Raw genomic sequence first — 19,341 nt, forward strand, 5'->3', positions numbered from 1 at the left:
CGCATGAGCACAGTGGCGAAAAATGTCTCGCGGCCGCGTTCACATCAGCCCGCGCACCGCAGCCCCGGCCGGCGCGAGCAGAAGGAAGGCCCACAGCAGGGCGGAGGCGACGTTGGCGCACTGGAAGGGCAGTTGCCGCATGCCGAAGACGCCCGCGATCAGTGGCACCACCGCCCGCAGCGGGCCGAAGAAGCGGCCGATGAAGACGCTCCACGCGCCGAAACGCCGGAAAAAGGCGTAGCCGCGCTCCACCATGGCCGGATGGCGCGACAGCGGCCACCAGCGTGTGGCGCCGTGCCTGAAGCGGTGCCCCACCCAATAGGAAATCCAGTCGCCGAGCGCCGCGCCCGAAGCCGCCGCGGCCCACAGGGGCCAGAAGTCGATGCCCGCCGCGCCCGTGAGCGCGCCGATGCCGATCAGGATCGCCCATCCCGGCACCAGCAGCGCCAGCACGGCGAACGATTCCGCGAAGGCGACCAGAAAGACGATCGGCGCGGCCCACGCGGCATTGTCGCGCGCGAAGACGATCACGGTGTCGATGAGGGTTGCGATGGTCATGCGTGCTCCGTCATCGTAAGCAAGGCGGGCGGCGCGGGACGAGCGAGGATGTTTGTAGCGGGACCCTTGCGGCCAGCCTCCCGCGGACGTAGAAACGCTCGTCGCGGCTTGTGCGGGAGCCTGGCCGCGGACCGCGCGGCCGGCAAGGCCCGCGCGGGACGATGCATCCAGCCGGGGTTCCAGATAACAATGAACGTGCTTTCCATCCAGTCCCATGTCGCCTACGGCCATGTCGGAAATGCGGCGGCCATTTTTCCCATGCAGCGGCTGGGGATCGACGTATGGCCCATCCATACGGTGCAGTTCTCCAACCACACGGGCTACGGCTCCTGGAAGGGGCGGGTGTTCGACGGCCATTCGATCGAGGATCTGGTCGACGGCATCGGCGAACGCGGCGTTCTGGGAACCTGCGACGGGGTGCTCTCCGGCTATATGGGATCGGCCGATATCGGCAACGCCATCGTCTCCACCGTGGGGCGCGTGCGGGCGGCCAATCCGGCGGCGCTCTATTGCTGCGATCCGGTCATCGGCGATGTCGGACGCGGCGTCTTCGTGCGGCCCGGCATCGAGGAATTCATGCGCGATCATGCGGTGCCGGCCGCCGATGTCATCACGCCCAATCATTTCGAGCTGGAGCTGCTGGCCAAACACGCCGCGCCCACGCTGGCGCTGGCGCGCGCCGCCATCGACGGCCTGCATGCGAAGGGGCCGGGTGTCGTGCTGGTGACGTCCGTCATCACCGAAGACACGCCCGACGACAGCCTCGACCTGCTCGCCTCCGGCAGCGAGGGGCTCTATCGGGTGCGCACGCCGCGCCTGCCGATCACCGTCAACGGCGGCGGCGACGTCATCGCCGCGCTGTTCTTCGTGCACTACCTCAAAACCCGTTCGGCGGTGGCGGCGCTGGAAGCCGCCGCCTCGTCCATGCACGGCCTGTTCCGCACGACGGTGGAACTGGGCGGGCGCGAGCTGCGGCTCATCGAGGCGCAGGACGAATTCGTCGCGCCCACGCTTCGCTTCACGGCGCAGCCCGTGTAATGCCGGCGCGCGCGCATAACGGCCTGCGGGTCGTCGCCCTCCGGCGGGTCGAGGCCGTCCTTGAGCGCGAGCCGTGGGCGTGGGCGCGCGAGAACCACGCGCGGATCGCGGCGAACTGGGATCGGCGCATCAGGGAAAAGCCCGCGCTGTTCAACGGCATCGTGCTCATATGCGTCAGCCGCGCCGTCGAGGACGGCGTGCTCGCGGTGCGGCTGCGCGAGGCGGACTACGCCAGCTTCCTCGCCATGCACGATTTCGGCTTTCCCGAACCCGGCGTGGGCAACTGCTTCGGCGTCGCGGCGCTGCGCTCCGGCGACGGCGCCTATCTGCTGGGCGAGATGGGCGCGCATACGGCCAATGGCGGCAAGGTGTATTTTCCCGGCGGCAGCCTCGACCGCAACGACGTTCGCCCCGACGACAGCGTCGACATCGCGGGCAGCGTGGAGCGGGAACTGCTGGAGGAAACGGGCCTCGGGCCGGATACCGTCACCTTCGATGCCGGCTGGACCGGCGTGCTGGACGGACCGCGCATCGCGCTGCTGCGCGAGGCCCGCTCCGACCTGCCGGCCGAGGTCATGAAGGCGCGGATCGACGCCTTTCTGGCGCGGGAGGCGGAGCCGGAATTGTCCGGCATCCGCATCGTGCGCGGGCGCGCCGACATCGATATAGACACCATGCCGGCTTATATCGTGGCGTTTCTCGAAAGCCGTCTTTAGAGCATCGGACCGAAAAGTGTGTGCACTTTTCGGTCCGATGCTACAGCAGTTTGCGTTCAAGTCGATTGATCGATTTGAACGCAAGTTGCGGTAAAATATGGAATTTAAAGCGGCGTGACGATTCCGCTTGAATGCACGCCGCTCTAAAACAAAAACATAGAGCGGCAGTTCGATTCAGTTTGAATGTCTGCCGCTTTAGAGCGCGTTCCGATCAAACGGAACCGTTTGATCGGAAGATGCGCCCGGGGGCGATGCTCCCGTCAGACGGGATAGCCGAACTGGCTTTTCGTGGCGCGCAGCGAGGCGAGGGCGGCGGCCTCGTTGCCGGCTATGCAGGTGGCCGCGGCGCTGGCGATCTGCGGTGCGATCCGGTCGTAGACCGACTGGCTGAGGAAGCCGGTGCGCACGTCCCTGTCGATCAGGTTGCGGTAGGCGATGATCGGGGCGCCGCAGGATTGCTTCGACAGGGCCGCGGTGTTGAGCGGCGCGGCATAGACGGAGCCGTCCTGCGCTTCAGGCTTGACGGGCGCGTTCTGGGTGGTGTTGCAGGAGGCGGCCGTCAGCGCGGCGAGCAACGCGCAGGCGAGAGCGCTGCGCGCTCCGGTGCGGGATGAAGCGAAAGCTGTGCAGGATGAAGCGAAAGCTGTGAAGGTCACGTAGGCCTCTCCGGGGCAGCGGCGCGGACGGATCGCCCGTCCGGCGGTTTGCAAGATCGTCAGGACGGGCGGCGCGGTCAACCGGCCATCCTCCCGTTTCGTCTGGCCGGCGTGCGCCGTGCGATCACGGATCGCAGGTCACGGCAACCGCGGGTCCGCGCGCGGATCTCTCGCCGGCGGAAACCGTCCTCATTTCCGATGCGTGATGATAGCCCTGTGCCGCGCACCAGGCGTTGGCGACCTGAATCGCGCATTCGCCGCCGACGGACAGGCAATCGGCCACGCCATAGCCGTCGTTCGCCGGCAGCACGAAGGTAGGGCTGCCGGGTCTGGAAGCGGGTTCGGCGGCGTTCGCGAGCGTCTGCTCCGCCATGGCGGAGGGCAGGGAAAGAAGGCACGCGAACCCGGACAGGAGAACAATGCGAATCATGATGGTCTGTTGCATTCGGATGGCTGTCACGCGACGCAGGCTGACAGGTGAGGATGAATAAAGGTTGAAGGCGCGGCATGCTTCGTCCGCATCGTGGCGAAATTGAGTCGCCTTGCCGGCAGACGCGCACCGTGAAGAGCTATGACGGATTCGCCCGGCAAGGGGAAGACGCCATGCCCGTCGCCGGCCCCTCCGGCCCGTCGCTTTCTTTCAGATAGCGTGCGTCGGCCGTCTGCCGGATGAAGCGTTCCATGCGGTAGCTGAACCCGTAATAGGACAGGAAATGGTCCCAGCGATCCCTGTGCATATGTTTGCAGTCGTCGGTGAGCGCGAAATAGGCCTTGTAGTCGTTTTCCGTCACCACCAGCGGCGGGCGCCCGCGGGAGGTCAGCGCGTAGCTCGCGACGAGCGTTGCCGTGCGGCGGTTGCCCTCGATGAAAAGCTGCGGCGCGCTCGTCATATGCAGGAAGATCCCCGCCGCCAGCGCCTCGGGAGAATTGGAGCGATGGCGCATCAGCCAGTCGATCCGCTCGCCGATGCCGCCGATGGAATCGTCATAGAAACGGCGCTCCGTCTGCGCGATATGGTTGCGAAACTGTTCCCTCCGCTCCGGCGTCGCGCCGCACAGCACGAGGTGGTTGAGTTCGAGCCAGTGGGCGGAACTGCCGTAGCTGAACAGGTTCACCTGCGCGCGCAGCAGCTCGTTGATATAGGCGTAGCCGCCTATCATGCGCCGCACGACATCCGCCGACAGCGGCTCCTTGTCCTCGAAAACATCGGCTTCGGGCGCAGCCGATAGCGCTATCAGACGCACCAGCGCAGTCTCGATCGCCTGAAGGTCCATCAAAAGCGCCATCCGTTTCCTCCCGCCTTACCGATCGCCCCTGCCGGCATTTCCCGAATCACCGGCACGTCAGGTCTTGCGCCGGCTCCTTGCGGGCCACGGTGGAGCGCCGCACTGGCTTGTGCCCCTCCCGTGTCTGGAGGATATCGAACATAAATGTCGTTGCAAAACGATATGCTGTCGCGATGTGGTCATATGGGTTAAAGAATATAGATAATGTACATTGTAATGGAACAGCGATCCGCGCGGCCGGGCGCTCCCGGCGCGTTCCGTGGAGATACGCGATGGATCGTTCTTCGACCCCGTCATGAAATCTCGGGGCGCTATCCGGTAACGATCGCCGGACAGCGCCCCGATGCCATGATTTCCGGCTCCCGTGAGGGGCCGGAAGGGGAGGGGCTCAGCGCAACTGGCCGAGAATCGACTGCGCGCGCTCCACGACGGGGGCGGGCAGCGGGATGTAACCGAGCCGGTCGGCGAACGTCTGGCCTTCGACGAGACCCCAGCCGACGAAACGCTTCAGCGCGTCGGCGACCTGCGGGTCCTTGTTCGCGGTGCGCAGCAGCGCCCAGCTATACGAGACGATGGGATAAACCGCCTCGCCCTCGGGATCGGGAATGAGCTGGCGCCCGTCTTCGGGCATCGCGTCGAGCGCGGAGGCCAGCGCCGCGGCGCCGGAGGCGCCGTCCGCGCGGACGAACCGTCCCGCCTTGTTCTCCAGCAGCGCCGAGCGCAGCCTGAGCCGGGCCGCGAAGGAGTACTCGACATAGCCGATCGAATATTCCGTGATCGCGATCCGCCCCGCGACGCCCTCGTTGCCGGAAACGACCATCGTGTTGCCCGGCCAGGCGACGCTGGTGCCGACTTCCTGCCAGCTTCCGCTGACGGTCGCCAGATGGTTGGTGAAGGAGAAGGTGGTGCCGCTGGCGTCGCGTCGGGCGACGATGGCGATGGTTTTTTCCGGCAGCTCGATGTCCGGGTTGGCGGCGCGGATGAGCGGGTCGTTCCAGTTCCTGATCTGGCCGCTCATGATCCCCGCCAGCGCCTGGCGGCTCAGCCGCAGATCCTGCGACAGGCCGGGGATGTTGTAGGCGAGAACCACCATGCCGGCCGTGGTGGGCACGTGCAGCACGCCCTCCTCGACACGCGCGACTTCCGCCTCGGTCATCGGGCGCTCCGTGGCGCCGAAGGCGACGACGCCCTGCGTGAACCGCCGGATGCCCTCGCCGCTGCCGACCGCGTCGTAGCTGACGGTGATTTCCGGGTTCGCCCGGTTGAACTCGCCGATCCACTCCGCGTAGAGGTTGGCGGGGAAGGTCGCCCCCGCTCCCTTGAGTTCAACGGCCTTCACCCCGCCGGCGAGGCAAAGGGCCGCCGCGAACGCCGCTACCCGCAGCGCTGCGTTGAGACCTGCGCGCTTCATGACCCACTCCTTAGCTGAACTGGCCGGAAACGTATTCGCGGGTCAGCTGCTCCTGGGGATTGGCGAAGAGCTCGGCCGTCGGGCCCTTCTCCACGAGATAGCCGGTGCGGCCGCCCTTGGAGACGTCGACCGAGAAGAACGCCGTGATGTCGGCGACGCGCTGGGCCTGCTGCATGTTGTGGGTCACGATGGCGACGCTGTAGTCGTTCTTCAGCTCCAGCATCAGCTCTTCCACGATGCGCGTCGCGATGGGGTCGAGCGCCGAGCAGGGCTCGTCCATCAGCAGCACCGTGGGCTCGATCGCGATGGCGCGGGCGATGCACAGGCGCTGCTGCTGGCCGCCCGAGAGGGCGAGGCCGTTCTGCTTCAGCTTGTCCTTCACCTCGTTCCACAGACCGGCGCGGCGCAGCGAACGCTCCACCTGCTCGTCCATGTTGCCCTTGAAGCGGTTGAGACGCAGACCGAAGGCGACGTTCTCGTAGATGCTCATCGAGAACGGGTTGGGCTGCTGGAACACCATGCCGATGTGGCGGCGCACCGACACGGGATCGATGTCCTTGGCATAGATGTCCTGACCCATGAAGTCGACCCGGCCTTCGAGGCGGAAGATCGGGATCAGGTCGTTCATGCGGTTGAGGCTGCGCAGCACCGTGGACTTGCCGCAGCCCGAGGGGCCGATGAAGCCGGTGATCTTGCCTTTTTCGACGCCGATGGCGCTGTCGCGCACGGCAAGGAAGTCACCGTAGAAGATCTTGTCGATCGCCGCGGAGATCGCATACTGCGGCGCGTTGGCGCCGGCGACCGGAGCCGTGGCGGCGGACGAGGAGGACAGGTTGATGGTCATGGGCCTACTCCGACGGCGACGTTAGACCTTCCGGCTTCCGAAGAGCCGGCTGAGGATGTTGAACACGAGTACGATCAGCACCAGCACGAGCGATGCGGACCAGGCGAGCTGGATCTGGTTCGGGAAGGGCATACCCGAGAAGTTGTAGATGAGGATCGACAGCGAGGCGGTCGGCTCGACCAGGCTCTCCAGCCAGAAGCTGCTGAACAGCGCGGTGAACAGCAGCGGCGCGGATTCGCCCGCCGCCGAGGCGATGCCGAGCATGATGCCGGTCATGATGCCGGGCAGCGCCGTCGGCAGCACCACCTTCAGCACGGTCTGCGTCGAGGTGCAGCCGATGCCTGTGGCGGCGTCCTTCATGCGCTGGGGCACCATGCGGATGGCCTGCTCGGAGGTCAGCAGCACGGTCGGCAGCATGCCGATCGCCAGCGCCACGCCGCCCGCGAGCGCGGAGAACGTGCCCATGGCCTGCACTATGGCGCCGAAGACGAACACACCGACGAGGATGGAGGGAAAGCCGGTCAGCACCTTCGCGACGAAGCGTACCGTTTCCGTCAGCTTGCCGGTGGGCGCGATCGCGCCGAGATAGGTGCCGCCCAGGATGCCGAGCGGAATGGAGATCGCCGATCCGATGCCGACCATCACCAGCGTGCCGATGATGGCGTTGCCGAAGCCGCCGCCCGGCATGAAGCCCGCGGGCGGCAGTTCCGTGAACAGATCGAGGCTCAGCCGCGCGCCGCCCTGGGAGATGAGCATGTAGAGCACGGAGAACAGCGGCACCGCCGCGACGACGGCGAGGAACCAGACGAAGACGGTGAGGATGAAGCTGCGCAGGTTGCGCGGCTCCGCGAACGAGCGGCGCATGCTGGGGACCGGGCGGGCCCCGACGGCTGCCTGCTGCATGTTGGCTGTGGTGAAAGTCATTGCGGTGCTCCCCTCAGCTCGTCTGCTGCTTGGACGCGAAGGCCATGATGATCGTGCCCGCGACGTTTACGATGAAGGTGATGAAAAGCAGCGTCAGCGCGGCGAACATCAGCGCCTCGCGCTCGAGCTGGCCGGCTTCCGGGAAGGTCGAGGCGAGCAGCGACGCCAGCGTGTTGGCAGGCGAGAAAAGCGACAGGCTGATCTGGTTCGCGTTGCCGATGATCATGGCGAGCGCCATCGTTTCGCCGAGCGCGCGGCCGAAACCGAGAACCAGCGAGGCGAAGATGCCGTTCGCGGCGGTCGGAACCATGACCTTCAGGATCGCTTCCCAGCGCGTCGTGCCCATGCCGTAGGCCGCTTCCTTCACCTTGTAGGGAATGAGGCGGAACGCATCCTGCGAGATGGCGGCGACCGTCGGCAGCACCATGATGGCCAGCACGATCACCGCGGGCGCCATGCCGGGGCCACCGTAGGAGGTGCCGAAGAAGGGGATGAAGCCGAGGTATTCGTGCAGCCAGTTCGCCAGCGGCCGGATGGCCGGAATGACGACGAAGATACCCCACAGGCCGTAGACGACGCTGGGGATGGCGGCGAGCATCTCGACGATGGTGCGGAAGACCTGCGCCAGCGCCGGCGGCAGGAAGTCCTGCGTCAGGAAGATGGAGATGGCGACGCCGAAGAAACCGGCGATGAGGAGAGCGAGGATGGAGCTGTAAAGCGTACCCCAGATCTCGGCCAGGATGCCGAACTCGTTGCGCCCCGGCGCCCAGACGGCGCTCGTCAGGAAGCTGAAACCGTGCTTGGAGATAGCCGGAAGCGCTTCCGCGCCGATCACGATCAGAACCGCCACGAGCAGCAGGATCGCCCCGACGCCGCTGGCGAGCGCCAGCCCCCTGAAGCCGCGGTCGGTGGCGTATTCGGCGCCGGTGGGATTTTGCGAAATGGATTTCTCGGACAGTAAGGTAGGCTTGAGCTGAGCCATCTTGCATCACCTTGTTGATGAACCATCGGCCACGAACAACCCGCATTGGGCAATCCGCCGCGCGGGCAGGGCCGCCATCGGCAGATTGACGGATGACGTTATCCGCGCATTGTGCTCCCGGACCGCGGGGATCCGGGAGCTGTCCGTCATATACCCGCCCGTTCCTTACTGGATCTTGGCGGACTCTTCGATGACGCGGTCGGCGGCCACCTTGGGCAGCGGGATGTAGCCGAGTTCCTCGGCAAGCTGCTGGCCGTCGGTCGCGGCCCACTTCACGAAGTCGCGCAGGGCGGACTGGATCTCGGCGTTGCCGTGGTTCTTGAAGAACAGCAGCCAGGTGAAGGTCGAGATCGGATAGGCGTCCGCACCGGCCGGATCCGGGATCCAGATGCGCAGGTCGTCACCCGAGAAATCGGCGCTCGCGAGCGCGGCCTGGCCGGTTTCGCGGCTCGCCTTCACGAAGTTGCCCGACTTGTTCTCGAGCAGGGCGAAGGGGGTGTTGGAGAGCTTGGCGAAGCCATACTCGATGTAACCGATGGAGCCGGGCGTCTGCATGACGGTGGCGGTGATGCCGTCGTTGCGCGGCGCGCCGACGAAGTTCGGCAGGCTCGGCCACTGCACGGTGGTGCCGGAACCGAGCTTCTCCTTGAAGGAGGCGCTGATTTCGCTCAGGTGCTTGGTGAACACGAAAGTGGTGCCCGAGCTGTCCGAACGGCGGACGACGGTGATCGTCTGGTCGGGGAGCGTCACGCCGGGGTTGGCGGCGACGATGCGCGGGTCGTTCCAGCGGGTGACCTCACCCGTGAAGATCAACGGGTAAACCTCGCGCGGAAGCTTCAGCTCCGCAACGCCCGGCAGGTTGTAGGCGAGAACGATCTTGCCGGCCGTCAGGGGCAGCACCACGACGCCGCCGTTGACCTGGGAGATCTGCTCGTCGGAGATCGCCGAGTCGCTGCCGGCGAAGTCCACGAGGCGCTGGATGAACTGCTGTACGCCGGCGCCGCTGCCCGTGGACTGGTAGTCGATGCGCACGTTGCGCGTGACCTGGCTATACTTCTGGAACCACGCCGAATAGAGCGGGAACGGGAAGCTCGCGCCAGCGCCCGTGATCCGCACATTTTGCGCGAAGGCGGGGCCGCTCACCATGAAAAGTCCAATGAATGCAGCAAGAACATAGCGGAGAAAGGCGGATTTCATGTTCAACTCTCCAATCTGATTGCCGACGATTATTGGACACGAGTTCGCGACAGAATAATAACAATGAGCGGCGAAAGGCCGCCAAAAAATAGTTATCCCTTTTGATTCAAGGGTTTCAGGGCGAACGGGCGCCGGACGCGGATCAGGGGAAAAACGGTCCGCTCACGTCGCAAAGCACTGGGGTGTTGCATAAAAAACACACCCGTATGGATGCTTCATGCGGGTATCCGCGCCGTCTGTCGCGGCGCTTCGCCGGCGTCGCCCCCATGCCGGATGTCGGCCCGGCGATCGTCCGGCGCGGGATCGGCTCGTCAAGAAATTGTATCAGAACGGCTCTATGAGTAGCGCGCTTTGTTGAACGGCGCAACTTGTAAAGGGCGCCGATCGGCGTCCCCGCGCGGCGGGCTTGCGGGTTTTCCGGCATGCAACGGCGAATTTATGGAGCGAGAATCATGCTGATTGAAGAACTGCGGCGCGCATCCCACGGCGAGGCGGAGCCTCTCGAACAGCTCAATCAATTGCTCAAGGCCGGCGCTGAGGCGGAACTCGCCGATGTCGCCGCCCTGACGCCCGCGGAGGCCGCGCGACTCATCCTGCTGCTGAAGCCCCGCCGCGCCCGCGCGCTGCTGCGGCTTTTGCCGGACGCGCCGGGTCTCGCGGCGCTGGAGGAACTTGACCCGACGATTCGCGCCAGCCTGCTCGACGCCGAAGGTCAGCAGCGCATCGCCAGAATCGCGGCGAAACTGTCGGTGGCGGATGCCGCCGACTTCCTGGCCGACCTGCCGGAACATCTCGTCCAGGCGGCTCTCGCCGCTCATCCGCAGGCGGAGGAGGTGCGCGCCGCCATCGCCTACCGGGACGAGACGGCCGGCGCCGTCATGCGCCGGCGCCTCGTCGCCGTGCCGCAGGACTGGACGGTCGCCCAGGTCATCGACGAGATACGCCGGAACGCCGATATCATCGACCGCCTTTACGCCGTCTATATCACCAACGGCGGCCGCCAGCTCGTCGGCTACCTGAAGGTGCGGGATCTGGTGCTGTATCCGACCGATACGGTCGTCGGCACCATCATGCGCGCCGATACGGTCACGGTCTCGGCCGATACCGATCGCGAGGAGGTGGCCCGCGTCGCCGAGCGCGAGCATCTGCCGGTGCTGCCCGTCGTCGATGCGGGCGGGGCGCTGCTCGGCATCATCACGGCGGAGGAACTGCGGGAGATCGACCGCGAGGAAGCGGAAGAGGACATGAAGCTGATGGCGGGCCTTGCCGCCGACGCCAGCGCGATGGACGGTCCGCTCCAGATCGTCCCGCGCCGCCTGCCGTGGCTGAGCGCCGGGCTGATCGGCTCCAGCATCGCGGCGCTGGTGGTCGGGTCCTACGAGGACGCGCTGACGGAGGCGGCGATTCTGGCGAGCCTCATTCCCATCGTCATGTCGCTGGCGGGCAACGCCGGCATCCAGGCTTCCACCATTACCGTGCAGGCGCTGGCGTCGAACGCGCTGTGGGTCGGCGACATCGGCGGGCGCATCGTGCGCGAACTGGGGGGCGCGCTGCTCAACGGCACCATCGTGGGGCTGATCATCGGCATCGGCATCATGGCCGTGTCGGGTTTCATGGACATCGACCGGCCGGCCCTGCTCGCGCTCACCGCGCTGCTTTCCCTGCTGGTCGTCACCGTGCAGGCCTCCGTCGTCGGGTCGCTCGTGCCGCTTGCGCTCAAGCGCCTGCGGCTCGATCCGGCGGTGGCCACAGGCGTCTTCATCACCACCTCCAACGACGTCGTCGGCGTGCTCATTTTCTTCATCATCGCGACCTCGATCTACATCTGAGCGCCGTCCTTGAGGGCGGTCGCCGACCCCGCCCTTGACGACATCCGGCCGAGAGGGCAGATAACCCTTATATGACAGGGATCGCGGTCATTCGCGCGCCATCCCGGCGGCATTGGGGGAACGGCGCACATGCCTTCGACGCAGGACAGCTCTTACACGCTGCGGTTTTTCAACACGCTGACGCGGGTCAAGGAAGATTTCATTCCCGTCGATCCGCAGGCGGTGCGCATGTATGTCTGCGGTCCGACGGTGTATGACTACGCGCACATCGGCAACGCGCGTCCCGTCATCGTGTTCGATCTCGTGTTCCGCCTGCTGCGCCATCGCTACGGCGCGGAGGCGGTAACTTACGTGCGCAATTTCACCGATGTCGACGACAAGATCAACGCCCGCGCGGCGCGCGACTTTCCCGCCCTGCCGCTGAACGAGGCCATCCGCCGCGTCACGGAAACGACGGAGGCGCAGTATCGCAAGGATACGCAGGCGCTCGGCGTGCTGGCGCCCACCGTCGAGCCGCGCGCGACCGGGCATATCGCCGAGATGCGCACGCTGATCGAGCGGCTCGTGGCGCGCGGTTTCGCCTATGTGGCGGAAAATCACGTGTTGTTCTCGGTGGCCGCCATGCAGGCGGCGGCGCGGGAGAACAGCGGGCGGCTGCCGCGCTACGGGGCGCTGGCGCGCCGCTCCCTGGACGACATGCTGGCGGGCGCGCGCGTCGACGTCGCGCCCTACAAGCGCGACGCGATGGACTTCGTGCTCTGGAAACCCTCCGGCGCGCATGAGCCGGGCTGGGAGAGCCCCGCCGGCATCGCCGTGCCGGGGCGTCCCGGCTGGCATATCGAGTGCTCCGCGATGAGCTGGCGCCATCTGGTGGAACGCTTCGCCGGCCGGATTCGCTGCGACGATCCGGCCGCGAGCGGAACGTTCGACATCCATGCCGGCGGCATCGACCTCGTGTTTCCCCACCACGAGAACGAAATCGCCCAGACGTGCTGCGCGCTCGATACGCCGCGCATGGCCAACTACTGGCTGCACAACGGCCTGTTGCAGGTCGAGGGCGAGAAGATGTCCAAGTCGCTCGGCAACTTCATCACCATTCACGACCTGCTGGAGAAAGACGTATTCGGCGGGCGGGCCTGGCCGGGGGCAGTGCTGCGCTTCGCCATGCTGCGCACGCACTATCGCCAGCCCATCGACTGGACGGTGAAGGGGCTCGAGGAAAGCGCCGCCACGCTCGCGGGCTGGGCGCGCGCGGTCGACGGCGTGGAGGCGGCGGCGCAACCGCCGCATGCGCTGCTGGAGGCGCTGGCCGACGATCTCAACACGCACATGGCCATCACCGTCCTGCACGGGCTGAAGTCGGCCGGCGATCTCGCCGGGCTGAAGGCGGGGCTCGACCTGCTGGGCTTCGACCTTTCCCCGCTGGCGCGGGAGGCGGAAACGCCGCCGGCGGGGCTCGACGCCGCAGCCATCGAGGCGGCGATCGCGGCGCGCAAGGCCGCCCGCGGCGCGAAAGACTGGGCCGAAGCCGACCGCATCCGCAAGGAACTCGCCGAACGGGGCGTCACGCTTGTCGACAACAAGGACGGCACGACGAGCTGGACGGCGGCGTGATCAGAATCGCTCGCCGATGGCCCGCGCCTCGGGGGCGGGTTCGGTCAGCGCGCTGCGCTGGGCGGCGGTGTTGAGCATCGGGATGATGTCGCCGGCCTTTTCCGCCACCAGATATGTGACGCCGAGGCCCGGCCGGATGAAGCCCGCGAAATTCATGTGGGCGAACAGCGACAGCAGCGGGCGCCAGAAGCCCCGCGTGTCGAGCATCAGGATAGGCTTCTTGTGGCGGCCGAGCTGCGCCCAGGTGAGCTGCTCGACGAGTTCCTCCAGCGTGCCGATGCCGCCGGGCAGGGCGACGAAGGCGTCCGCGCGTTCGAACATCAGCCGCTTGCGGGTATGCATGTCCGGCACGATGACGGTTTCCTGCACGGCTTCCAGCAGGCTTTCGCGCTGCTTCAGGAAGTCCGGGATGATGCCGGTCACCTCGCCGCCCGCCTCCAGAACGGCGCGGGCGGTCGCGCCCATGAGGCCGATGTTCCCGCCTCCGTAGATCAGCCGGATGCCGGACTTCGCCATCGCCGTGCCGAGCGCGACGGCCTCGTCGGTGAAAACCGGGTCGTTGCCGTTGGCGGAGCCGCAATAGACGCAAATGGATCGAATCGTAGTCATGCGGCATGGTTTGAACTGCCGCAACAGCATGGTCAAGAGCGCACGATCACGATGTTCCGGTCCATGCCGGGCCGCCTCCGGCCATTTGTCGGGCCAAACCTTTCGTATGGCGCGACAAATGGCCGGAGGCGGTATATAAGGTGGCTGTGTTTCGGTTTCGGGCGAGAGGGACGGCTGATGGCCATATCGGGCAGGGGGCAGGCGGCGATCGTTGCGGCTGGCGCCGCCGCGCTGGCGGCCGCTTTCGCCGTCTTCGGCCTGCCGCGCATCGGGGAGCGACCTGACGGCCGGGCGGTGCCGCTGACGCAGACGACCCCCGTTCCTCCGGCTGCTCCCGCTCCCGCGCCGGCTGCCGTTTCCGGCGATCGTCCGACACATGCGGTTTCGCCCGCCGCCGTGGCTCCGCCGGCGGCGCTTCCGCAAGCGGCGGCGGTCGCGGTCGCCGGGGCGGGAGAGGAACAGGCGCCCGCAACGCCGAATTTCGATGTCGTGCGCGTCGATCCAGCCGGCGATTCGGTCGTTGCCGGCCGTGCCTCGCCGGGCCGGACGGTCGAACTGCTCGTCGACGGCCGCGTGCATGACCGGGCCGAGGCGCTCGACTCGGGCGCTTTCGCCCTCACGCCGCCGCCTCTGCCGCCCGGCGACCATGAACTGACCCTGCGCGAGATCGCCGACGACGGGACGATAACGGTGTCGCGGCAGTCGGTGACGATCGTCATCGCGGAGGATCGGCGCTCGCAGCCGGTCGTGGCGCTGGCGGAGCCCGACCGGCCCACCGCCGTGCTGGCGGGGCCGGGCATCGGCGCGCCGGCCGGGGCGGAAACCGCGGACGGGAAAACCGCCGATGCGGAAACGTCCGTGCCGGCGGAGGCGCCCGCCGCGTCGCCGCCGTCCGCCGTCGCCGTGACGGCGGTGGAGGCGGAAGCCGGCCGGCTTTATGTCTCCGGGCAGGCGCCGCCGGGCGCCGCCGTCCGGCTGTATCTGAACGACAGCTATCTTGCCGCCGCGAAAGCCTCGCCGCGCGGGCAACTCGGCTTCAGCATCGGTTCCGGTCTTCGCGACGGCGATTATCGCGTGCGTCTCGACGAAATGTCGGCCGCCAACGGCGACAAGGTGGTGTCGCGGGCGGAGGTGCCGTTCGTGATGGACAACGCCGGGCTTGATGACGCCGGGCGCGAGGCGCCCGTCATGCCGCCCGCCGCCGGAGCGGGCAGGGATGATGCCGGCGAGGACGGCGCGCATGTGGTGGTGCCGCAGGTGCGCACGACGCGCGTGGAGCGCGGCGACAGCCTGTGGCGCATCAGCCGGCGCATCTACGGCCGCGGCGTGCGCTATACGATGATCTACGGCGCCAACCAGAGCCAGATCCGCAACCCGGATCTGATCTATCCGGGGCAATTGTTCGTGCTGCCCGGCGATCCGGCCAATCCGGTCGTGCGATAGAGCGGCGGGCATCCAGGCGGCGCCGTCGCTCCGGAGCAGTTTGCCTTCAAGTCGATCCATCGACTTGAACGCAAGTTGCGGTAAAATATGGGATTTAGAGCGGCGTGACGATTCCGCCCGAATGCACGCCGCTCCATCCTTTTGTTTATGCATCACGTTTTCGCGGGAAGTGCATGCACTCCCCGGCCTGGTGCGACGGTTCCAGCGATGGTTTCCACCGCGCCGGGCCGGCGATTTCTGGAGGAACAAGCGGATGAACCATGCCGCCGCGCGCACGACGCCCGGTTTCGTCGCCTGCGCGAGCGCCGGGGAGGCGGTCGACAGGCTCGCCGTCCTGCACGACGAGGCGCTTGCGGCGCAGCGCGAGGCGCTCGACGCCTATGTATCGGCGCGCATCGCGCCCGACGCCGCGACGCGCGAAGCGTTCTGCTACCCGGAATTGCGCGTCGTCTACGAGCCCGGCGGCTCCATTCCCGTGAGCGCGCGCGCCTATGCGAAATTCCAGCGCGCCGGCGTCTATGCGACGACCGTCACCCAGCCGGAGGCGTTTCGCGGCTATCTGGTCGACCAGCTCACGCATCTGATGGAGGATTTTTCCGCGCGCTTGCTGGTCGGGCGCGGCCGGCAGGAGATTCCCTATCCCTATGTGATCGCGCGCGGCGACGAACTCGGCGGCGCCGGCAGCACGGCGGCGGATCTCGCGCGGCATTTTCCCGTGCCCAATCTCATCGAGGTGGGCGACGAGGTGGCGGACGGGCTGTGGCGCTATGACGACAGCCGCCCGCTGCCGCTGTCGCTGTTCGACGGCGCGCGGGTCGATTTCTCGCTGCGGCGGCTGGTGCATTACACCGGCACCGACTGGCGGCATGTCCAGCCGTGGATATTGCTGACCAATTACCACCGCTATGTCGACCAGTTCATCCGCATCGCGCTGGCCTATCTGCGGCAGGACGGGCGCTATACGCGGCTTGTGCTGCCGGGCAACACGATCATCGCGCGCGGCACGCCGGAGGACGAGGCGGTGGCGCTGGCGGCCGGCGTCGCGTGGCACCGTTTCCAGATGCCGGCCTATCATCTGGTGGCCGAGGACGGCCATGGCGTGAGCCTCGTCAACATCGGCGTGGGGCCGGCGAACGCCAAGAACATCACCGATCATCTGGCGGTGCTGCGCCCGCATTGCTGGCTGATGATCGGGCATTGCGGCGGCTTGCGCCAGTCCCAGGCGATCGGGGATTATGTGCTGGCGCACGCTTATCTGCGGCAGGACAACATCCTCGACCGGGCCATCCCGCCGGAGATACCGATTCCGGCGCTCGCCGAGGTGCAGGTGGCGTTGCAGGAAGCGGCGGCGAGCGTCACCGGCGAGCGCGGCGAAACGCTCAAGAAGCGCCTGCGCACCGGCACGGTCGTCACCTACGACGACCGCAACTGGGAGCTGCGCTGGTCGCAGGAGCGGCGGCTGATCAACCTGTCGCGCGCCATCGCGGTGGACATGGAGAGCGGCACCATCGCCGCGCAGGGTTTCCGGTTGCGGGTGCCCTACGGCACGCTGCTGTGCGTGTCCGACAAGCCGCTGCACGGCGAGATCAAGCTGCCCGGCGCGGCCAATGCCTTTTACGAGCGCTCGGTGGGGCAGCATCTGCGCATCGGCCTCGCGGCGCTGGACCTGCTGCGCAGCCAGCTCCATTCCCTGCATTCGCGCAAGCTGAGAAGCTTCGACGAGCCGCCGTTCCGTTGAGGCGCTAGAGCGGCGTGCATTCAAGTGGAATCGTCACGCCGCTCTAAACTCTATATTTTACCGCAACTTGCATTCAATTCGATGGATCGATTTGAACGCAAACTGCTCTAAGGCCGCGCCGCGATCAGATCGCGCAGCGTCGTGATGGTGGAGGCGTCGGCGATGCCATCGACGCGCTCGGGGCGGAAGTGGCGCTGGAAGGCGCGCACCACGGCTTCCGTGTGCATGCCGTAGAAGCCGTCGATGTCGAGGCCGTAGCCGTAGAGCGCCAGCATGGCCTGCAACGCTTCCACCGGCTGGCCGCGTTCGCCCGGCGAGAGAAAGCGGCCGCTCCGCAGCGCGGCGGGCTCGACCCAATGGCCGACGCCGGCCTGCGCCAGCGCCCGCCACGGAAAAGCCTCGCCGGGATCGCGCTTGCGTTGTGGCGCGACGTCGGAATGCGCCAGCACCCTGTCGGCGCGGATGCCCCAGCGAGTGACGATATCGCGCCCCAGGGCGATGACCGCCTCGATCTGCGCCGGCGGATAGGGCGGCATGGATTCGGGCCGTTCCGGCGCGCGGCGATGGCCGGGGTGGGCGATCTCGATGCCGATGGAAGCGGAGTTGACGTCGCGCTCGCCGTCCCACACCCCCGCGCCCGCATGCCAGGCGCGCCGCCCCTCGGGCACGAGCTGCAACACGCGGCCGTCCTCGAACACGAAATAATGCGCCGATACTTCCGACGTCGCATCGCAGAGGCGGTTCAGCGCCTGCCCCGAATCGGCCATGTCCGTGTAGTGCAGCAGCAGGATGTCCGGCCGGCGGGCGGCGTTTTCCGCGTCGCCGGCTTTCGGCGCGCGAGGGCCGTGGTTGGGCGACGGAAAGATCTTCGACGCGACGTGGCTGTCGGGGGCCGGGCGGGATGTCATCTTGGAAAGGCGTGAAGCGGTGGGATGAGGGAAGTCATGCTTCCTCATAGAGCGCTTTTCCGTCGGATGGAAGCATCCGATGGCTTCACGCCCGCAAATCGCCGTTTGCCGCCGTGTGGCTCGATCGCGCGGCGGCTCCGGGAGGTCAGCGCGGGGCCGTGGCGTGGCCGATGATCGCGCCGCTCGCCGCGCCGATGGCGCCGCCCGCCAGCGCGCCGCCCGCGCGTCCCGTCGCCACGCCGCCGACGACGGCGCCCGTCGCGCCGCCGATCAGGGCGCCACCCACCGCGCGGTCGCGCGGATTCGTCGTGTTGCAGGCGCCGAGCATAAGCGCCAGCGCGCCGGCGGTGGCGATGCAGATGAAACGTGACGTCAGCATGATGCACTCCGAATCTCTGGCGATCCTCCGCCTGCCGCTCGCCGCACGGGAACCGACACGCGAAAATAACGGTGTGCTCCCTCTAATTCAAGCATGAGGCGGGCTGTATGAGCATCGTCAATTTTTTGCCACATAATTATAACTTGAGCTATGTAATCGAATATAGAAAATAATGGATAATATATAGTAAACATAATGTATTATTTCATTTATGTTTTTGTTCTAATGTATATCAATACATAATTCTTGCCTCTGCCAGAAGATCGCCGCATTTGCAGGTTGAGTGTACGCCTGTCGATGGCCGGGGGGCTTGTGGAGACTGGTGTCGCATCGGTTGCGGCGGCGGATGCACGCGGAAATGTTGTTCCGCCGTGGGCCGTTGTTGCGATCGCGCGCCAGATCGACCTGGGAGCGATGGCTTGAAGAGAGTAATGGTGTTTGCGCTGGCTGGAATCGTGGCGGGAGTGGCGGGCGTGGCGTCCGCACTCGCGTCGGATAACGCCGACCCTCATGCGTTCATGGCGGGCGAGCGGTTGAGGCGAGAGCAGGCGAAACAGGAGCACACAAGGCAGGAGCAAACGGCAGCCGTGGAGAAGGACGGCGCATCCCGCGGAAAGAAGGCGCTGAAGATGCGCGCGAAGCGGACGATCGTGGCGCCGCCGGCGTTCGCGGCGGCTGGCGAGGCGGCGTCCGGGCGTGCGTCCGGCGGCCGGCCGCTCGGTTACAGGCAGGGCGCGCGGGAGCAATATCGCGCCCTCATCGCCGCCCATGCCGTCGCCAACGGCGTGCCCTTCGCGCTGGGCGACGCCGTGGTGCGGGTGGAGAGCCGCTACCAGCCGCGCGTCACGAACGGCGGCGCCATCGGCCTGATGCAGATCAAGCACGCCACGGCGCGCGGCCTCGGCTATCGCGGCGATGCAAAAGGGCTGATGGAGCCCGAAACCAATATCCGCTATGGCATGAAATATCTCGGCCAGGCCTATCGGCTCGCGGGCGGCGATACCTGCGGCGCGGTCATGCGCTACCAGAGCGGCCATTATGCCAAGCGGCCGAGCCGCGCCAACCTCGCCTATTGCGCCAAGGTGCGCACGATCGTGGCAAGCGCTGACCGCGAAAATCGCGGCGGAAAGCTGAAGACTGCCTCCGCCGCGACCGGCGCCGGCGCGATCATGGTCGATTGAAGGCGGCTACAGACTTGACCGCGCGGCC

Annotated in this window: 19 protein-coding genes; 7 read left to right on the forward strand and 12 right to left on the reverse strand. The window is 66.8% G+C overall.

The genetic code is table 11. From position 1 onward, the window contains the following. Window positions 1–39: 39 nt before the first annotated feature. Window positions 40–558 (reverse strand): DedA family protein, encoded by a 519-nt coding sequence (locus ACOYJQ_RS15555; protein ID WP_433459694.1) that lies wholly within the window; start codon window positions 556–558, stop codon window positions 40–42. Window positions 559–747: 189 nt separating this feature from the next. Between ACOYJQ_RS15555 and pdxY the strand changes: the two genes are divergently transcribed. Both pdxY and ACOYJQ_RS15565 read left to right on the forward strand, forming a co-directional pair. Continuing rightward, on the forward strand, window positions 748–1,596 hold the full coding sequence (pdxY, locus tag ACOYJQ_RS15560; protein ID WP_433459695.1) for a pyridoxal kinase PdxY: 849 nt from the start codon (window positions 748–750) through the stop codon (window positions 1,594–1,596). Beyond that, window positions 1,596–2,312, forward strand: coding sequence for an NUDIX hydrolase (locus ACOYJQ_RS15565; protein WP_433459698.1), 717 nt, complete (start codon window positions 1,596–1,598; stop codon window positions 2,310–2,312). The genes pdxY and ACOYJQ_RS15565 overlap by 1 nt, the downstream gene beginning before the upstream one ends. Before the next feature lie 260 nt (window positions 2,313–2,572). Here the strand turns inward: ACOYJQ_RS15565 and ACOYJQ_RS15570 are convergent, their stop codons facing one another. The 8 genes from ACOYJQ_RS15570 to pstS (ACOYJQ_RS15605) form a co-directional block, all read right to left on the reverse strand. Beyond that, the gene (locus ACOYJQ_RS15570) at window positions 2,573–2,968 is read right to left on the reverse strand and encodes a hypothetical protein (RefSeq protein ID WP_433459700.1); all 396 of its coding nucleotides are present in this window, start codon (window positions 2,966–2,968) and stop codon (window positions 2,573–2,575) included. 124 nt (window positions 2,969–3,092) lie between these two features. Further along, the gene (locus ACOYJQ_RS15575; RefSeq protein WP_433459702.1) at window positions 3,093–3,398 is read right to left on the reverse strand and encodes a hypothetical protein; all 306 of its coding nucleotides are present in this window, start codon (window positions 3,396–3,398) and stop codon (window positions 3,093–3,095) included. Window positions 3,399–3,537: 139 nt separating this feature from the next. Further along, a complete protein-coding gene (locus ACOYJQ_RS15580) occupies window positions 3,538–4,254 on the reverse strand; it encodes a hypothetical protein (RefSeq protein WP_433459704.1) in 717 nt (238 codons plus the stop codon). Window positions 4,255–4,642: 388 nt separating this feature from the next. Next, window positions 4,643–5,665, reverse strand: a complete 1,023-nt coding sequence (gene pstS / locus ACOYJQ_RS15585) for a phosphate ABC transporter substrate-binding protein PstS (RefSeq protein WP_433459706.1) — start codon at window positions 5,663–5,665, stop codon at window positions 4,643–4,645. Between the two features lie 10 nt (window positions 5,666–5,675). After that, window positions 5,676–6,509, reverse strand: a complete 834-nt coding sequence (gene pstB, locus ACOYJQ_RS15590) for a phosphate ABC transporter ATP-binding protein PstB (protein ID WP_433459708.1) — start codon at window positions 6,507–6,509, stop codon at window positions 5,676–5,678. Window positions 6,510–6,530: 21 nt separating this feature from the next. Beyond that, window positions 6,531–7,433 (reverse strand): phosphate ABC transporter permease PstA, encoded by a 903-nt coding sequence (pstA, locus tag ACOYJQ_RS15595; RefSeq protein ID WP_433459710.1) that lies wholly within the window; start codon window positions 7,431–7,433, stop codon window positions 6,531–6,533. Between the two features lie 13 nt (window positions 7,434–7,446). Then, window positions 7,447–8,415 carry a phosphate ABC transporter permease subunit PstC gene (gene pstC / locus ACOYJQ_RS15600; protein ID WP_433459711.1) on the reverse strand — a complete coding sequence of 323 codons (969 nt, stop codon included), beginning with the start codon at window positions 8,413–8,415 and terminating at the stop codon, window positions 7,447–7,449. 165 nt (window positions 8,416–8,580) lie between these two features. Next, the gene (pstS, locus tag ACOYJQ_RS15605; protein ID WP_433459713.1) at window positions 8,581–9,561 is read right to left on the reverse strand and encodes a phosphate ABC transporter substrate-binding protein PstS; all 981 of its coding nucleotides are present in this window, start codon (window positions 9,559–9,561) and stop codon (window positions 8,581–8,583) included. A gap of 503 nt (window positions 9,562–10,064) precedes the next feature. On the opposite strand from pstS (ACOYJQ_RS15605), the gene mgtE reads away from it, so the two are divergent. Beyond that, a complete protein-coding gene (gene mgtE, locus ACOYJQ_RS15610; protein WP_433459714.1) occupies window positions 10,065–11,441 on the forward strand; it encodes a magnesium transporter in 1,377 nt (458 codons plus the stop codon). A 129-nt stretch (window positions 11,442–11,570) separates the two neighbouring features. Next, window positions 11,571–13,055, forward strand: coding sequence for a cysteine--tRNA ligase (cysS, locus tag ACOYJQ_RS15615; protein WP_433459716.1), 1,485 nt, complete (start codon window positions 11,571–11,573; stop codon window positions 13,053–13,055). Here the strand turns inward: cysS and ACOYJQ_RS15620 are convergent, their stop codons facing one another. Further along, entirely contained in the window at window positions 13,056–13,664 is a 609-nt protein-coding gene (locus ACOYJQ_RS15620; protein ID WP_433459718.1) for a TIGR00730 family Rossman fold protein, read from the reverse strand. 177 nt (window positions 13,665–13,841) lie between these two features. On the opposite strand from ACOYJQ_RS15620, the gene ACOYJQ_RS15625 reads away from it, so the two are divergent. Then, entirely contained in the window at window positions 13,842–15,107 is a 1,266-nt protein-coding gene (locus ACOYJQ_RS15625) for a LysM peptidoglycan-binding domain-containing protein (protein WP_433459719.1), read from the forward strand. Between the two features lie 253 nt (window positions 15,108–15,360). Next, a complete protein-coding gene (locus tag ACOYJQ_RS15630; protein ID WP_433459720.1) occupies window positions 15,361–16,845 on the forward strand; it encodes an AMP nucleosidase in 1,485 nt (494 codons plus the stop codon). Between the two features lie 107 nt (window positions 16,846–16,952). On the opposite strand, the gene ACOYJQ_RS15635 is transcribed toward ACOYJQ_RS15630, so the two are convergent. Both ACOYJQ_RS15635 and ACOYJQ_RS15640 read right to left on the reverse strand, forming a co-directional pair. After that, a complete protein-coding gene (locus tag ACOYJQ_RS15635) occupies window positions 16,953–17,753 on the reverse strand; it encodes an N-acetylmuramoyl-L-alanine amidase (RefSeq protein ID WP_433459721.1) in 801 nt (266 codons plus the stop codon). A gap of 145 nt (window positions 17,754–17,898) precedes the next feature. After that, window positions 17,899–18,132, reverse strand: coding sequence for a glycine zipper domain-containing protein (locus ACOYJQ_RS15640; protein WP_433459722.1), 234 nt, complete (start codon window positions 18,130–18,132; stop codon window positions 17,899–17,901). 431 nt (window positions 18,133–18,563) lie between these two features. On the opposite strand from ACOYJQ_RS15640, the gene ACOYJQ_RS15645 reads away from it, so the two are divergent. Continuing rightward, entirely contained in the window at window positions 18,564–19,313 is a 750-nt protein-coding gene (locus tag ACOYJQ_RS15645) for a lytic transglycosylase domain-containing protein (RefSeq protein WP_433459724.1), read from the forward strand. Window positions 19,314–19,341 lie beyond the last annotated feature (28 nt).

The organism is Pseudochelatococcus sp. (assembly GCF_050946405.1).
Classification (GTDB): Bacteria; Pseudomonadota; Alphaproteobacteria; order Rhizobiales; family Beijerinckiaceae; genus Pseudochelatococcus.

Bases quoted from the DNA above. Each gene is read 5' to 3' on its own strand.
- ACOYJQ_RS15620 (WP_433459718.1), bottom strand. From the start codon at position 13,664: ATGACTACGATTCGATCCATTTGCGTCTATTGCGGCTCCGCCAACGGC.
- ACOYJQ_RS15565 (WP_433459698.1), top strand. From the start codon at position 1,596: ATGCCGGCGCGCGCGCATAACGGCCTGCGGGTCGTCGCCCTCCGGCGG.
- mgtE (WP_433459714.1), top strand. From the start codon at position 10,065: ATGCTGATTGAAGAACTGCGGCGCGCATCCCACGGCGAGGCGGAGCCT.
- ACOYJQ_RS15580 (WP_433459704.1), bottom strand. From the start codon at position 4,254: ATGGCGCTTTTGATGGACCTTCAGGCGATCGAGACTGCGCTGGTGCGT.
- ACOYJQ_RS15555 (WP_433459694.1), bottom strand. From the start codon at position 558: ATGACCATCGCAACCCTCATCGACACCGTGATCGTCTTCGCGCGCGAC.
- ACOYJQ_RS15640 (WP_433459722.1), bottom strand. From the start codon at position 18,132: ATGCTGACGTCACGTTTCATCTGCATCGCCACCGCCGGCGCGCTGGCG.
- ACOYJQ_RS15625 (WP_433459719.1), top strand. From the start codon at position 13,842: ATGGCCATATCGGGCAGGGGGCAGGCGGCGATCGTTGCGGCTGGCGCC.
- pdxY (WP_433459695.1), top strand. From the start codon at position 748: ATGAACGTGCTTTCCATCCAGTCCCATGTCGCCTACGGCCATGTCGGA.
- ACOYJQ_RS15630 (WP_433459720.1), top strand. From the start codon at position 15,361: ATGAACCATGCCGCCGCGCGCACGACGCCCGGTTTCGTCGCCTGCGCG.
- ACOYJQ_RS15575 (WP_433459702.1), bottom strand. From the start codon at position 3,398: ATGATTCGCATTGTTCTCCTGTCCGGGTTCGCGTGCCTTCTTTCCCTG.
- pstB (WP_433459708.1), bottom strand. From the start codon at position 6,509: ATGACCATCAACCTGTCCTCCTCGTCCGCCGCCACGGCTCCGGTCGCC.
- pstC (WP_433459711.1), bottom strand. From the start codon at position 8,415: ATGGCTCAGCTCAAGCCTACCTTACTGTCCGAGAAATCCATTTCGCAA.
- pstS (WP_433459706.1), bottom strand. From the start codon at position 5,665: ATGAAGCGCGCAGGTCTCAACGCAGCGCTGCGGGTAGCGGCGTTCGCG.
- cysS (WP_433459716.1), top strand. From the start codon at position 11,571: ATGCCTTCGACGCAGGACAGCTCTTACACGCTGCGGTTTTTCAACACG.
- ACOYJQ_RS15645 (WP_433459724.1), top strand. From the start codon at position 18,564: ATGGTGTTTGCGCTGGCTGGAATCGTGGCGGGAGTGGCGGGCGTGGCG.
- pstA (WP_433459710.1), bottom strand. From the start codon at position 7,433: ATGACTTTCACCACAGCCAACATGCAGCAGGCAGCCGTCGGGGCCCGC.
- ACOYJQ_RS15635 (WP_433459721.1), bottom strand. From the start codon at position 17,753: ATGACATCCCGCCCGGCCCCCGACAGCCACGTCGCGTCGAAGATCTTT.
- pstS (WP_433459713.1), bottom strand. From the start codon at position 9,561: ATGGTGAGCGGCCCCGCCTTCGCGCAAAATGTGCGGATCACGGGCGCT.